The 14,947-nt window shown below is 71.9% G+C and carries 11 protein-coding genes; 5 read left to right on the top strand and 6 right to left on the bottom strand.

The features are described 5' to 3' along the window. Positions 1 to 97: 97 nt before the first annotated feature. Complete coding sequence (locus WMF34_RS23430) at positions 98 to 856, top strand: class I SAM-dependent methyltransferase (protein ID WP_437994600.1); 759 nt, start codon at positions 98 to 100, stop codon at positions 854 to 856. 18 nt (positions 857 to 874) lie between these two features. Here WMF34_RS23430 and WMF34_RS23435 read toward each other — a convergent pair whose 3' ends face one another. The 5 genes from WMF34_RS23435 to rpsO all read right to left on the bottom strand — a co-directional run bounded on the left by WMF34_RS23435 (position 875) and on the right by rpsO (position 8,743). After that, positions 875 to 1,867, bottom strand: coding sequence for a hypothetical protein (locus tag WMF34_RS23435; protein ID WP_231865021.1), 993 nt, complete (start codon positions 1,865 to 1,867; stop codon positions 875 to 877). 154 nt (positions 1,868 to 2,021) lie between these two features. Continuing rightward, positions 2,022 to 3,935, bottom strand: coding sequence for a protein kinase domain-containing protein (locus WMF34_RS23440; RefSeq protein ID WP_437994601.1), 1,914 nt, complete (start codon positions 3,933 to 3,935; stop codon positions 2,022 to 2,024). After that, a complete protein-coding gene (gene pyk, locus WMF34_RS23445) occupies positions 3,932 to 5,359 on the bottom strand; it encodes a pyruvate kinase (protein ID WP_012237172.1) in 1,428 nt (475 codons plus the stop codon). The genes WMF34_RS23440 and pyk overlap by 4 nt, the downstream gene beginning before the upstream one ends. A gap of 290 nt (positions 5,360 to 5,649) precedes the next feature. Continuing rightward, positions 5,650 to 7,923: a polyribonucleotide nucleotidyltransferase gene (gene pnp, locus WMF34_RS23450; RefSeq protein WP_012237173.1), complete on the bottom strand. Its 2,274-nt coding sequence runs from the start codon at positions 7,921 to 7,923 to the stop codon at positions 5,650 to 5,652. 553 nt (positions 7,924 to 8,476) lie between these two features. Continuing rightward, positions 8,477 to 8,743 (bottom strand): 30S ribosomal protein S15, encoded by a 267-nt coding sequence (gene rpsO / locus WMF34_RS23455; protein WP_012237174.1) that lies wholly within the window; start codon positions 8,741 to 8,743, stop codon positions 8,477 to 8,479. A gap of 355 nt (positions 8,744 to 9,098) precedes the next feature. On the opposite strand from rpsO, the gene WMF34_RS23460 reads away from it, so the two are divergent. Then, on the top strand, positions 9,099 to 10,661 hold the full coding sequence (locus tag WMF34_RS23460; RefSeq protein ID WP_157906859.1) for a serine/threonine-protein kinase: 1,563 nt from the start codon (positions 9,099 to 9,101) through the stop codon (positions 10,659 to 10,661). Positions 10,662 to 10,719: 58 nt separating this feature from the next. Here WMF34_RS23460 and ruvX read toward each other — a convergent pair whose 3' ends face one another. Further along, entirely contained in the window at positions 10,720 to 11,145 is a 426-nt protein-coding gene (gene ruvX / locus WMF34_RS23465; protein WP_044965551.1) for a Holliday junction resolvase RuvX, read from the bottom strand. 113 nt (positions 11,146 to 11,258) lie between these two features. Here ruvX and hisS point away from each other — a divergent pair, with 113 nt between their 5' ends. Genes hisS through WMF34_RS23480 form a run of 3 tightly spaced genes read left to right on the top strand, consistent with a single transcriptional unit; the run spans position 11,259 to position 14,934 of the window. After that, positions 11,259 to 12,545 carry a histidine--tRNA ligase gene (gene hisS / locus WMF34_RS23470; RefSeq protein ID WP_012237177.1) on the top strand — a complete coding sequence of 429 codons (1,287 nt, stop codon included), beginning with the start codon at positions 11,259 to 11,261 and terminating at the stop codon, positions 12,543 to 12,545. Then, entirely contained in the window at positions 12,542 to 14,326 is a 1,785-nt protein-coding gene (locus WMF34_RS23475; protein ID WP_012237178.1) for a hypothetical protein, read from the top strand. Before hisS ends, WMF34_RS23475 begins: the two co-directional genes overlap by 4 nt. Then, complete coding sequence (locus WMF34_RS23480) at positions 14,323 to 14,934, top strand: COMM domain-containing protein (protein ID WP_437989183.1); 612 nt, start codon at positions 14,323 to 14,325, stop codon at positions 14,932 to 14,934. Before WMF34_RS23475 ends, WMF34_RS23480 begins: the two co-directional genes overlap by 4 nt. Positions 14,935 to 14,947: the final 13 nt, after the last annotated feature.

Here is a 14,947-nt window from a genome sequence, read left to right on the forward strand (position 1 = left end):
TCGCAGGAGAGATGCGGCCCGGCGCGGTGAATCGCAAGGAGCGCGAGGAGCGCAAGGAGCGCGGGCAGCGCGCGGCGCGGAGTACTATAGCGGGCCCATGGGAGCCCAGACGGTAGAGGTCGGCACGGACGAGCACCTGCGCGCGACGCGGGCGTACTACGACGAGTTCTCGGCGCGCTACGAGGCCCGGCGCGGAGGGCGCGATCCCGGGGGCTACCACGACCTCGTCGACGCGCTCGAGGTCGACTTCGTGCGCCGCTTCGGCGAGGGCCGCGACGTGCTCGAGGTGGGGTGCGGGACCGGGCTCCTGCTCGCGCGGCTCGGCGCGTTCGCGCGCGCCGCGCGCGGGGTCGATCTCTCGCCCGGCATGCTCGAGCGCGCCCGGGAGCGCGGGCTCGACGTCGTGGAGGGGAGCGCGACCGACCTGCCGTTCGCCGACGAGAGCTTCGACGTCGCGTGCTCGTTCAAGGTGCTCGCCCACGTGGAGGACGTCCGTCGCGCGCTGTCGGAGATGGCGCGCGTGGTGCGGCCCGGCGGGCACGTGATCGCCGAGTTCTACAACCCCTACAGCCTGCGCGGGCTCGTGAAGCGGCTCGGCCCGGCGGGCGCCATCAGCGACAGGACCCGGGAGAGCGCCGTCTTCACGCGCTTCGACGCGCCGAGCGCCGCCGCCGCCCTGATGCCGGACGGCGTGCGCGTCGTCGCCTCGCGCGGGGTGCGCATCGTGACGCCGTTCGCGGCCGCGATGCGCGTGCCGGGCCTCGGGCGCCTCCTGCGCCGGGCGGAGTGGGCGCTGTGCGACACGCCGCTCGCGCAGCTCGGCGGGTTCTGGATCGCCGCCGCGCGGAAGGCGTGAGCCGCGCGGCGCCCCCGGTCAGAACCGTCCGGTGAGCCCCGCGACCATGCCGCCGGGGACGACGGAGATCGTCGGCGCGGCGGTGAAGCTCGGCGGCGGCGGCGGCACGGGGCGCGTCCGGAAGGAGACCCGCTCGGGGACGAACGTGATCTGCGCGTGGGCGATCCCGGCCGCGACGAGCGTCGCGAACGCCCCGAAGGCCACGCGGTTGACGGCGGCCGCGGTCCCGATACGGCTGTTCAGCGCGTCGATGTCGACGCTCTGCACCGGGCCGCCGCCCTGCCCCGAGGACCTCGGCGAGATGTCGACGTTCTCGTAGCTGGCCAGCGCGATCGCCGAGACGATCGAGGTCCCGCCGGCGACGGCCTGGCTCACCAGGAAGAACCAGCCGAGCCCATCATCGCCGTTCTGGAACTGCCCCACCCCGAAGGGCAGCATCGCGGTCCAGCGGGAGTTCTGCGCCACGACCCGCTCGCGCCCGGCGAGGCGATGGAGCTCGGCGACCCAGCGGCGCTCGTCCTCGCGGCCCCGCTCGACCCGCAGCCGCGCCGCGCGCTGCGCCTCGGCCTTCTGCCGCGTCACCTCCTCGATGCGCGCCCGGATGCGCGCCCGGACCGCGGTGAACCGATCGATGACCTCGGGCTGGAACACCGCCGGGTTCGGCGAGTACACCGGGTTGTCGAGGAGGATCTTCTCGATGTACGCGTCGGCCTCGCTCGTGCGCCGCAGCGCCACGAGCGCCGCGGCGGCGAGGCCGCGCGCCCGCTCGACCAGGCCGGGCTCGGAGATCCTGCACGGCTTGCCCTCCGCCTCGATAGGGCCGCGCTCGCAGGGCGGGTTCGCGGGATCGAGCATCGCCGCGAAGCGGCTCACGGCCTCCTCGTAGTGCCCGGCGTCGAAGCGCGTCTTGGCGAGCTCGAACTGCTGCACGTCGTCGGCGCGCGCCGGCGCCGCGAAGCAGAGCGCGAGGGCGGCGGCGGCCGCCGCCGCGAGGCGCCGCGGCGCGCGCAAGGCGCGGCAGCCCCCGACCGATGGGAAGCGAGCGCCGGGAGATCTCCTGCCTGGAGTTCGCGCAGCCATGCGGAAGGGGTGCGCCGTGATGTAGCGGAGTTTGGACGGGGATGCTGAGAATTCCGGAGCGGACGCCACAATGACGGCAATGCCGTCAGCCGGACGGCCAGGAAACCGTGTTCGGCTCGCCGGCCACCAGCGTCACGTTGCCGACGCGCGGCGCGGCCTCCGGCGTCGCCGGCGTGAAGAGGCAGCTCCCGCTCCAGGACACGTCGTTCAAGGTCACGGCCTGCGGGGTGCCGGCGTAGCCGATCAGGCCGATCTGCGGGCACGCGACCTGCGCGCTCGGAGGCGCGCCGCTCAGGACGACCGTGCTGGGCAGGATCTCCAGCTTGTGGATGATCCGCTGCGGCGCGGAGACGCCGGGCTTCGGCGCCACGACCGAGATGACGCCCGCGTACGGCTTGCAGCACCGCGAGCCGGGCACGCTGATGTGAACGGTGTGTGTGCCGATCTTGAGGGGCGTGACCTTGTTCGCGCCGAACCAGCTGATCTCGACGCCATCGAGCACCAGCCTGGCGCCGCTCGGGACGATCTGGAAGACGACGTCGCGCACCGCCGGAACGTCCTCCGTCGGCGCGGCCGAGGGCGGGATGTGCGGCAACGGTGGCCGCGCGCGGGGCCGCGGCGCGCTCGCGACCTCCCTGGCGCTCGGCGCGACCGCGCGCACGTTCGGCGACGGGACGAGGGCGTCGATGTGCGTCGGCGGCGTCGTCGGCGGCGGCTCGGCCGCCGCGAGCGCGTCCACGTCCACCGGCGGCGGGTCACGGAGCGCGCGGGCGATCGTGAACGCGGCGAGGCCGAGCGCCACCGACCCGAGCGCGACGAGCAGCGCGCGCAGCGCGAGCTTCTGCCGGTTGCGGCTCGCGTTCAGCTTCGCGAGCCGCTTGAGGATGGTGAGGTCGTTCGGCGCGAGGGCCAGCGCCCGGTTGTAGTCCGCGGCCGCGCCGGGCACGTCGCCGCGCTTGCGGCCGGCCTCCGCGCGCGCCACGAGGCGCGGGACGAGCCGCGCGACGTGCCGCTCGGCGTAGCCTGCAGGGTCGGCGAAGTAGGCGGCGAGCTCGGCGCGCGGCTCCGCGATCTCGAGCGCCGTGAGCTCGGCCCTGATCTGATCCGCGAGCGCGCGAGGGCTCGCCAGGCGGGCGGCGATGTCGTGCGCGAGGGCGCCCGCGACGATCCGGCTCCAGCGCGCGCCCACGGTGGCTCGCTCGCGCTCGGCCTCCGGGTAGATCCCCTCGAGCACCTTGCGGAGCACCTGCGCCGGGTTCTTGCCCTCGAACGGCAGGTGCCCGACGAGACACTCGTAGAAGAGCACCCCGAGCGCGAACACGTCGGTGCGCGCGTCGACCTCGCCGCCCTCGATCTGCTCCGGCGCCATGTGCGCCGGAGAGCCGAGCACCTGCCCCGTCGAGGTGACGCCCTGAGCGTCGAGGATCTTGGCGATGCCGAAATCGGTGAGCTTGATCACCACGCTCGCGCCGTCCCGGCTCTCGCCGGCGCGGTCGGAAGGCAGCTCGACGAGCACGTTCTCCGGCTTCACGTCGCGGTGGATGATCCCCGACGCGTGCGCGTGCTCCAGCGCGTCGCAGAGCTCGAGCACCACCGCGGCGCCGATCTCGGCCGGCATCTCGCGGTGGGCGCCCAGGATCTTGCGCAGCGTGGCGCCGCGGAGCAGCTCGACGACGAGGTAGCGCTCGCGGTCCTGCTCGCTGGAGACGTCGTACACCTCGACGATGCCGGGGTGGCGCAGCTTCGCCGCCGCGCGCGCCTCGGCGACGAAGCGGGTGCCGACCTCCGCGTTCTCGCGGAGGTGCTTGTGGATGATCTTGACGGCGACCTCGCGGCGGAGCCGCGGGTCGCGGGCGCGGTAGACCGTGGCCATCCCGCCGTGGCCTAGCTCCTCGATCAGCTCGTATTTCTCGAGCTTCGGGAGGACTTCTGCGCCCGCGTTTCTGGAGAGGGATTCCTGCTCGCCCGACGAGCCCCTATCGCGGGCGGGCAGGCTCATTCAACGACCTTCACCCGAATCGTGTTGGTCGACCCCGAGACGCCGACAGGAGCGCCGAAGATGGTGACGAGCTTGTCGCCCGGCGAGACGAGGCCGTTCGCAAGCAGGTACCCGGTGGCGCGCTCGATCATCTCGTCCGAGTTCCGGAGCGCGTCGACGGGGAACGGCACCACGCCCCAGAGCAGCGCGAGCCGCCGGCGCGTCGTGTCGTTCGGCGAGAAGGCGACGATGGGCACCACGGGGCGCGCCTTCGACGCGTACCGCGCGGTGAGGCCGCTCTCGGTGAACGCGATGATGAGCTTCGCGCCGATGTCCTTCGCGATGTCGCACGCGGCGCGCGCTGTCGCCTCCGGGACGTTGGCGCGCTGGCCGGGCTGCTCGCTCGAGAGATACCGGTAGAACGAGCTCTGCTCGGCCTCGGTGACGATGCGGGCCATCATCCGCACGACGAGCGGCGGGTGCGCGCCGGTCGCGGTCTCCTGCGAGAGCATGACCGCGTCGGTGCCGTCGAAGACGGCCGTCGCCACGTCGCTCGCCTCGGCGCGCGTCGGGCGCGTCGCGGTCACCATCGACTGGAGCATCTCGGTCGCGACGATGACCGGCTTCTGGTGCACACGCGCGAGGCCGAGGATCTCGCGCTGGATGATCGGCACCCGCTCCGGGTTGAACTCCACGCCGAGGTCGCCGCGCGCCACCATGACCCCGTCCGAGGCGAGGATGATCGACTCGAGGTTGTCGATGGCGCCTGGCGTCTCGATCTTCGAGACGATCGGCGTCGGGCGACCCCAGGCCTCGCAGATGTCGCGCACGTGCCGGACCTCGTCCGCGTTGCGCACGAACGAGAGGGCGACGTAATCGACCCCCTGCGCGAGACCGAAGCTCAGGTCGGCCTTGTCCTTCTCGGTGAGGGCCGAGATGCGCACGCGCCTCGCGGGCAGGTGCACGCCGACGCGATCGCGCAGGCGTCCGCCCTGCGTCACGCCGGCGTGGACGCGCTCCCCTTCGACCTTGGTCACGGTGACCACGACGCGGCCGTCGTCGATCAGGACGACGTCGCCCGGCTGCAGGTCGGACGCGAGCCCCTCGTAGAGGATCGGGATCTCGCCGGGCGTGGCAACTGGGCTGTCCCTGTTCGCCTCGATCAGGGTGACGGAAGCCCCGTCAGCCACCTCGAAGGTGTTGCCGGGGAAGCGACCGGCTCGGATCTTCGGGCCGCAGAGGTCCTGCAGGATCGCGACAGGCTTCCCGCATGCCTCCGCAGCCGCACGGACCGTGGCGATTGCTTTGCCATGATCCTCATGCGAGCCGTGAGAGAAGTTGAGTCGAGCGACATCCATACCGGCGCGGATGAGCTGCTCCAGCGTCGTTTGAGAGTCACACGAAGGGCCAATGGTACAGACGATTTTCGCTCTGCGTACGAGCACGGGCGGAGCATGCCACGAGCAGGGGTCGCGACACTACCCTGATTGTGAACGGGCCATGCGGACTTCACCGGATTCCAACAAAGCAGCTGGGGGATGAGCCGCTGCGCGGCGCGGCGCACGCGCGCGTCAACGCAGCAGCGGAGCGCGGCGTCCGGCCGTGCGCAGCGGCGACCCGCGCGCACGGCCGCGGATCGCTGCGAATCGGAGATCTCTCTGAAGGGTAGTGAGCGGCGGGACGGCTCGGGCGCGCGCCGCAGCGCGGCATGAGGTCCCGCCTTGGGGTCTTGTACCTAGGAGCGGCGCTCTCGGCGCTCGCGCGGCGGGCCGCCACGATCGCGGTCCAGGCCGGGCCGCGATCCGCGATCGCCGCCGCGATCGCCGCCTCGCCCGCCCGGTCCATCGCGCCGGGGCGGCGGGCCGGCGTCGCGCGCCTGCGCCATGCGCTCGCGCGCCCGATCCCCCTCTTCGCCTTCAGGGAGCGGGAGCAACTCGCGCCGGCTCAGCCGGATCTTCCCCTCGCGATCGACGCTCAGCACCTTCACGTCGAGCGAATCTCCCTCCTTGACGACGTCCTCGACGCGCTCGACGCGCGTGTGGGCCATCTCCGAGATGTGCAGCAGGCCGTCGGTGTTCGGGAGGATCTCGACGAAGGCGCCGAAGTCGGTGATGCGCTTGACCGTCCCCTTGTAGGTCGCGCCGACCTCGGGCTCGGCCGTCAGGCCCTTGATGATGTCGAGCGCCCTCTTCACCGCGTCGGAGTCGGCCGACGCGACGTTCACGGTGCCGTCGTCCTCGACGTCGATCGCGACCCCGGTCTGGTCGACGATGCCCTTGATGGTCTTGCCGCCGGGGCCGATGATCAGCCGGATCTGGTCGGGCTTCACGCGCACCGTGGTGATCCGCGGCGCGTACTGGCTGAGCTCGGGCCGCGTGGTCGGCAGCGTCTCGAGCATCTTGCCCAGGATGTGGAGCCGCCCCTCGCGCGCCTGATCCAGCGCCTGCGCCAGGATCTGCCGGCTCAGGCCCGCGATCTTGATGTCCATCTGGATCGCGGTCACGCCGCGCGCCGTGCCGCAGACCTTGAAGTCCATGTCGCCGAGGTGATCCTCGTCGCCGAGGATGTCCGAGAGCACCGCGTACTTATTGCCCTCCATGATGAGCCCCATCGCGATGCCCGCGACGGGCGACTTGATCGGCACGCCCGCGTCCATGAGCGAGAGGCACCCGCCGCAGACGGCCGCCATCGACGACGAGCCGTTCGACTCGAGCGTCTCCGACACGATGCGGATCGTGTACGGGAACTGATCCGGCGCCGGGATCATCCGGGAGAGCGCGCGCTCGGCGAGCGCGCCGTGGCCGATCTCGCGCCGGCCGGGGCCGCGGAGCGGCTTCGTCTCGCCCGTCGAGAAGGGGGGGAAGTTGTAGTGGAGATAGAAGCGCTTCCACGTCTCCCCCATCAGGCCGTCGATCTTCTGCTCGTCGGTCGAGGTGCCGAGCGTCGTCGTGACGATCGCCTGCGTCTCGCCGCGCTGGAACAGGGCGCTGCCGTGCACGCGCGGGAGCAGGCCGACCTCGCACATGATGGGCCGGATGCTCCTGCCGTCGCGGCCGTCGATGCGCCTGCCCTCCTCGGTCACGTAGGTGCGAACGACGTGCGCCTTGCGCTCCTCGAACTCCGCCTTCACGAGCCCCTGGAGGGGCAGGAGCTTCTCGGCGCCGAGCTCGGCGCTCAGCGTCTCGGTCAGCTTTTTCTTGAGCGAGCTGTAGCCGTCGTAGCGCGCCTTCTTGTCGGTCACCTTCGTCGCGGCCTTCAGGTCCTCGTCGACGATCTGGGCGACGCGCCGCTTGATCTCGTCCGGCAGCGCCGGCGCGACGAACTCGCGCTTCGGCTTGCCCACCGCGGCGCGCATCTTCTCGATCAGATCGATCACCGGCTGCGCCGTCTCGTGCGCGAACATCAGCGCGTCGATGATCTCCGCCTCGGTCGCCTCCGCGGCGCCGCCCTCGACCATCACGATCGCGTCGCGCGAGCAGGCGACGACGAGGTCGATGTCGCAGCGCTCGATGTCCGCGACCGTGGGGTACGCCACGAACTCGCCGTCGAGCCGGCCCACGCGCACGCCCACGACAGGCCCGTGCCAGGGGATGTCCGAGATGTGCAGCGCGGCGCTCGCCCCCGTCAGCGCGAGGACGTCGGCCTTGTTCTGCTTGTCGCTGGAGAGGACGGTCGCGATGATCTGCGTGTCCCGCTTGAAGCCCTCCGGGAAGAGGGGGCGGAGCGGGCGATCCATGAGGCGGCTCGAGAGGATCTCCTCCTCGCGCTGGCGCGCCTCGCGTTTGAAGAAGCCGCCGGGGATCTTGCCGGCGGCGTACGTCTTCTCGACGAACTCGCAGGTGAGGGGGAAGAAGTCGAGGCCCGGCCGCTCGTCCTGCGAGACGGCGGTCACGAGCACCATCGTATCGCCGTAGGTGACGAGCACGGCCCCGTGGGCCTGCTTGGCCAGGCGGCCGGTCTCGAGGGTGAGGGCACGGCCGCCCACCATGACGGATTCACGAACGAACATTGGGATTTCAGCTCTCTCTCGCACGATCGCGAGGGCCGCTGCGTGCGGCGCTACGCCGAGCGCGAGGGGCTGCTCTTCTTCCTCGGTTCCTGCGCAGGAGCCGACCTGCTGCGCACGAAGCGAAGACGAAGACGCGCGGAGCCCGCGCTCGGGAACGGCGAGGCCCGATCGCCCCGCCGGTCCGTGGTCAATGAGTGACCTCCTTAGAGCGTCCGCTCCACTCTCGCCAGCGCAAAACGCAGGCGTTCAGGGGTGCGTGCCGCAAAACCTCCCGAACGGAAGGGACCGGAACGGCCGCGCGCGCAGGGGTGCTTGTGCAGAAAGGCGCGCGCGCAGCCGCGGATGAGGCGGACCGCGCGCGTGCGAGCCGCGAGCAGGACCGACCCCACGCGGACGGGCCGCCGGGGAACCGCCAGTGGTGGCGTGAAGCAGCAGGTGGGACAGACAGGCCCAGCGGGCCGACGGCAGGCGAGGTCGCCTGCTCTCGCGCAGCGCGGGCGTGCGGCGCACGCCTCGCGCCGGGACCTCAGGCCTGATCGGCCCGAGGATCGCGCTACTTGCGGAGGTTGAGGCGGTTGATGAGGCTGCGGTAGCGCTCGATGTCGACGCGCTTCAGGTAGTCGAGCTGCCGGCGGCGCTGGCTCACCAGCTTCAGCAGGCCGCGGCGGGAGTGGTGGTCCTTCTGGTGCGTGCGGAAGTGCTCCTGCAGCTGGTTGATCCGCTCGCTGAGGAGGGCGATCTGGACCTCCGGCGACCCGGTGTCGCCGTCGTGGATCGCGTACTTCTGGATGATGTCCGTCTTCTGAACCGAGTGCAGCATGGCTGGCTCTCCATGGCCCTGCCGGTGCGCTACCGAGCGTCCGGGCCGGCTCGTCCTCTCCGACAACGGAAGAACGGGACCGGCGGCTGGCCAAGTGACGCCTGAATGTGAGCCCCACGCCCGTAGTGGCGGGAGCCCGCGAAGTTCAGGCCAGTGAGCTGAGGAGCGCGCGAGTATACGCAGGTGCCTCGGTCCGTCAACGCGGTCGACACGGCCGCGCGATTTGTCACCCCCAGAACGGCCGATTGGTTACCCTCGGTCGGCGATGCCCGGCACCATCCGGCCCCCCGACGAAGCCTCCCGACCGCAGTCGGACGCGCGCGGCTCGCAGTCGGACCTTCATATCGCGAACGCGATGACGAGCCTCTCCTCCTCCGCCACGGCGCTCCCGACCACCGGGAGCGACAACTCGACCCCCAAGGTCTGCCCCACCTGCGGGGTCCGGTACCCGGCCGAGTTCAGGGTTTGCCCGCGCGACGCCGCGACGCTCGACGAGTCGGAGGACGACGCGCTCCGCGACGATCTCGTCGGCAAGACGCTCAACGAGACGTACACGGTCGTGCGCGTCGTCGGCGAGGGCGGCATGGGGCGCGTCTACGAGGCGCGCCACACGCGGATCTCCAGCAAGCGGTTCGCCATCAAGATGCTGCACCCGGAGTTCGCGCGGCAGCCCCAGGTGATCTCGCGCTTCCAGCGCGAGGCCGAGGCCGCCGCCGCGGTGCAGAGCCCGTACGTCGTCACCGTCTTCGACGTCCACCGCACCGCGGAGGGCCGTCCGTTCCTCGTGAACGAGTTCCTCGAAGGCAAGGAGCTCGCCGACTACCTCAACGAGGCCGGCAAGATGAAGACCGGCCCCGCCGTGCGCATCGTCCGGCAGATCTGCAAGGCGCTCGCCGCGGCCCACGCGAAGGGCGTGGTGCACCGCGACATGAAGCCGGAGAACGTGTTCCTCACCGGCGACCTCGCGATGCCGACGGCCAAGGTGATCGACTTCGGCATCTCCAAGGTCGACGACGCGCCGGGCGCCGCGCTCACGCAGACCGGCATGATCATGGGCACGCCCTCGTACATGGCGCCGGAGCAGGCCCGCGGCGAGCGCGTCGATCACCGGGCGGACATCTACGCCGTCGGCGCGATCCTCTACTGCGCCCTCACCGGCAGCCGCCCGTTCGACCGCAACGATCCGACCGCGACGCTCACCGCGGTCCTCACCGAGGACCCGCCCCGCCCGCGCTCGCTCGAGCCGAGCATCCCCGAGCCGCTCGAGATGATCATCCAGCGGGCCATGGCGAAGGAGCCCGGCCATCGGTACCAGACGATGGAGGAGCTCGACGCGGAGCTCGCGCTCTACGACACGAGCGAGGCCGAGCCCAAGGAGCTCGACGCCCCCGGGTCGCCCGGGCCGCGCGTGTCGATGCCGTCGGCGCCGCGCGTGGCGCCGACGATGCAGCTCCGCCAGGCGCAGCAGGTGACCATGGCGAGGCCGCTCATCCTGCTGCTCTTCGCGCTCGGCCTCTTCTGGGTCGCCGGCAGCCTGATCACGCTCGTCACCGCGATCATCCGCCTGTCGCGCGGCGGCCAGGTGACCGACAACCTGACGGGCCTCGAGGCCGTCCTGCTCGCGTCCGGGATCGGCTTCGCGCTGATCACCCCCGCGCTGATCAGCGCGAGCCACGTGCGCAAGACCGTCTGGAACAACAGCATGAAGGCGGTCGATCTGGCCGACAACCTGCGCCGGCCGATCGTGGTCGGCCTGTGCGCGTACGGCTTCGCGTCGCTGCTCGTGCGGGTGGTGGAGGCCGTCGTCCTCCGGCGCGCGGCCGGCGTCGCGTGGCCCATGTGGGACGTCGTGCTGTTCGCGGTCGGCGCGGTCGGCGCCGCCGGCGCGTACCTCTTGCTCCGCAGCGAGAGCCGGTAGCCGCGACGGTCCCTGGCCACGCGCCTCCCGGTCGAGGCCAGAGCCGGGTGGCAGCGGTCTAGCCCCGACGGTCCAGCCACGCCTGGAGCAGCAGCGCCGCCGCCGCCCCGTCGACGCGCTCCTTGCTCTTCCGCCCCGAGACGCCCCCGTCGCGCAGCCGCCGTGCCGCCTCGACCGTCGTCAGCCGCTCGTCGACGAGCTCCACCTCGACGCCGGCCGCGTCCGCCAGCGCCTGCGCGAAGGCCAGCGCCCGCCGCGCGGCGGGCCCCTCGTCCCCGTTCATCTCGAGCGGCAGACCCACGAGGAACCGGGTGATGCCTTCGTCCCGAGCGAGCGCCGCAAGGGCTTCCAGGAGCGCCTTCCGGTTTCGCCCGTCGAGCAGCGGCCGCGGGTGCGCGTAGAGCCCGAGCTCGTCGGTCACGGCCACGCCCACGCGGGCCTTCCCAAGATCGATCGCCGCAGCGCGTGCCTTCGCCTTCGCCATGCCTCTGGAAAGACCCCATAGTCCTCGGGCGACGCGCCGGCGAGACCGAAGCTCACCCGGAAGCATCCGACCGGCTTGACCCGCTCGCCAGCACCGACCATAAGCGCCGCGCGATGGAACTGCGCGCGGTACGGGGGATGAACGACATCCTCCCCGAAGAGGTGGAGCGCTGGCACAAGCTCGAGGGGGCCTTCCGCCTCCACGCGGAGCTCCACGGCTATGCCGAGGTGCGCACGCCGCTGCTCGAGCCGACGGAGCTCTTCCGGCACCAGATGGGGGAGACGACGGACGTGGTCGAGAAGGAGATGTACTCCTTCGAACGCCACGGCGATCACCTCACCGTCCGCCCCGAGGGCACCGCGGGCGCCGCGCGCGCCTACGTCGAGCACGCGGTCCACGCGAAGGAGCCGGTCACCCGCTGGTACTACCTCGGCCCGATGTTCCGCGGCGAGCGGCCGGCGAAGGGGCGCTACCGCCAGTTCTACCAGGCCGGCTGCGAGCTCTTCGGCGATCCCGGTCCGCTCTGCGACGCCGAGACGATCGACCTCGTCGCCGGCTTCCTGCAGCGCATCGGCGTCGGCGAGTTCGTGGTCCACGTGAACTCGCTCGGCAGCGCGGGCACGCGCGAGCGCTACCGCGAGGCGCTGCTCGCCCACTACACGCCGCGCAAGGCCGAGCTCAGCGAGGACTCGCAGCGCCGCCTCGAGAAGAACCCCCTGCGCATCCTCGACTCGAAGGACCAGCGCGATCACGAGGTGTCGCGCGACGCGCCGTCGATCCTCGATCTGCTCGACGACGCGGACCGGGCGCACTGGGACGGCGTGCGCCGCTGCCTCGACGTGCTCGGCGTGAACTACGTCGTCGATCGGTCGCTCGTGCGGGGGCTCGACTACTACACGCGCACGCTCTTCGAGGTGAAGGCGACCGCGGGCGATCTCGGCGCCCAGAGCACGCTCGCGGGCGGCGGCCGCTACGACGCCATGGTCGCGGGGCTCGGCGGGCCGAGCGTGCCCGCGATCGGCTTCGCGATGGGGATGGAGCGGCTGCTCACGATGATGCCCGGCGCCTCGCCCCGCCGGAGGCCAGGCTGCTTCCTCGCCCCGCTCGGCCAGAGCGGCGCGGATCAGGCGCTCGTGCTGGCGAAGCAGCTGCGCGCGCTCGGCGTCCCGGTCGAGCTCGACGGGCGCGGCGGGCGGCTCAAGGCGATGCTCCGGCGCGCGGACTCCCTCGGCGCGCGGCTCTGCGTGATCCTGGGCGACGCGGAGATCGAGCGCGGCGTGCTCCAGATCAAGGATCTCGTGGCGCACGTGCAGGAGGAGATCCCGCTGGAGGGTGCGGCGCGCGTGCTCGCGGATCGGGCCCTCGAGGCGCCGCCCGGCGGCCAGCGGGGAGCGCGTTGACCTCCGAGGCGATGGGAGCGCGGGGCTGCTCGCGAGGGGCGCGCGGCGCGCCGGCGGGCGAGGGGCGGGGCCGCGCTCGGCGCGCGCGATCGGCGCTGTCGCTCGCCGCGGCGCTCGCCGCGCTCGCCGCGCCGTCCGTCGCGGCGGCGCAGCTCGGCTTCGGCCAGCCCGGCATGACGCAGCCGCCGCCCGCGAGCGCGCCGCCGAAGCCGCCGCCCGGCACGCCGGAGACGCACGCGGCGCCGACGTCCGAGGAGAGCCCGATCCAGACCCAGGAGCCGACCCTGCCGGAGGACCCGCTGGCGGTGCCGCCCGCGGTCAAGAAGCAGATCGGCACGAACGACGTCGGCGAGTGGGAGCGCGGGCGCGCCGCGGAGATCCAGCGCGACTGGTACGGCCCCTATTACAGCGAGCGGAGCGGCAGCTACCAGTTCAGGACGCTCTTCCCCCTGTGGGCCGAGCGCCGGATGCCCGGCGACCGGGCCACGATGGTGACGCCGCTCTACTACAACCGCCGGAGCAAGGACGTCGACGCCGACGTGCTCTTCCCCTTCTTCTGGAAGCTCCGCGACGAGAACACGTACACGACGATCGTCGGCCCGTTCATGCACCGCGAGTCCGAGGGGCGCCCCGCGAGCCCGGGGCGGAAGGCAGAGCCGGGCCGGCACGACAACTGGCTCGCGCCGCTCTTCTTCGAGGGCAAGCGCGACGACGGGAGCGGCTACTTCCACATCCCTCCCCTGCTGACCTTCACGCACCACACGGCGCAGAGCGGCTTCAACCTGGTCGGCCCCCTCTTCTGCAGCTGGAAGGGCGGCCCCGCGTGCGACACGCGCTCCGCCGACAAGATCGATCTCGGCCTGGCCCCCCTCTACTTCTACGGCCACGACGAGAGCAGCGAGTACGAGGTCATCCCGCCGCTCCTGCACTACTACCACTACAGCGACGTCGGAGACCGCTCCACGAACGTGTGGGGCCCGCTGATGTGGCAGCACTCCCGCAAGGGTGACGTGTTCAACGTCATGCCCTTCTACTGGCACAGCTGGGGCAAGAACTACGATCGCACGACGCTGTTCCCGTTCTTCCACTACGGGTACGAGGGCAACAAGAGCCTGCTCGTCACGCCGCTCTTCCTGAAGGCGCGCGGCGAGGAGGGGGAGAGCACCTTCGCGACCTGGGGCTACGCTCGCTACCGAGGGCGGACGGAGCTCGACATGATCACGCCGCTCTTCTGGCAATACCGGGATCCGGACATCGATCTCGAGCGGACGTTCCTGCTCCCGTTCTATTACCGGAACACCTCGCCGCGCAGCGATGATCTCGTCCTCTTCCCGTTCTATGGCCGCTTCAAGCGCCACGGGTTGAGCGACACCACCTGGCTCACGCCGCTCGTGCGGCACACGCGGGATCTCACCGGCTGGGAGACGGACATCTATCCGTTCTTCTACTCGGGGAGGAACCGCGACTCGACGCACCTCGTCGTCGCGCCGTTCCTCTGGGACTTCGCGTCGCCGACGTCGCGCACCACGGTGGCCCTGCCGTTCTTCTTCCGGTTCGCGGATCCAAACTCGGTGACGCAGGTCGCGCTCAACACCGTGTACCGGGAGCACCGGGTGCGGAACGGCAAGGAGTGGGAGTTCCATCTCGTCCCCCTGTTCTCGTACGGCGAGACCCCGGACGGTCACTGGTGGAACGTCCTGTTCGGCCTCGCCGGGTACACGCGCGCGGGCACGGCGGCGAAGATGCGGGCGCTCTACATCCCGATCCAGCTGAGCCAATGAGCCCGCGCGGCGCCGAGCTCCGCTCCCTCGGCGGCGCGCCGCCGCCCCCGGAGCTCGCCGCCGACCTGCGCCGGCTCCTGGAGCTGCCCGAGGGCGCGCGGCAGCGCCTCTGGGAGGCGCTCGGGCCGAGCCTCGGCGAGCCGGTGCCCGCCGCCGTCGAGCGGCTCCTCGACGCGTTCTGCCGCCGGCACGAGGTCGGCTCCGAGGCGCTCGCGCGCGTGCTCAAGGCGTGCCGGTTCCTCGTCCGCGAGGCGAGCAAGCGCGACCTCGACCGCGCCGCGCTCGCGGCCGACCTCGCGGCGCTCGCGCCGGGCGAGGGCGCCGAGGAGCTCCAGGCGATCCTGCTCGCCGGCTACGACCAGGCCCGAGCGGTCGTGCGGCGGGAGATCGTGCGCGGCGCGCTGCTCGACCACGGCAAGCTGCTCACCGGCGTCGACTGGCGCGTCGACACGATCGCGGCCGCGAGCCGCGGGGCGAAGATCGCGGCGCCCGTCGTCCTGCTCACGCTGAGCTACCAGGAGGGCGAGCACCGCTCCCGGATCACCTTGCAAGCCACCCCAGACGTGCTGCGGGAGCTCCAGCAGATCTGCGCGCAGCTCCTCGGCTGATCGGTCCGTGACC

It is taken from the genome of Sorangium sp. So ce145 (assembly GCF_051525985.1).
Classification (GTDB): Bacteria; Myxococcota_A; Polyangia; order Polyangiales; family Polyangiaceae; genus Sorangium; species Sorangium cellulosum_B.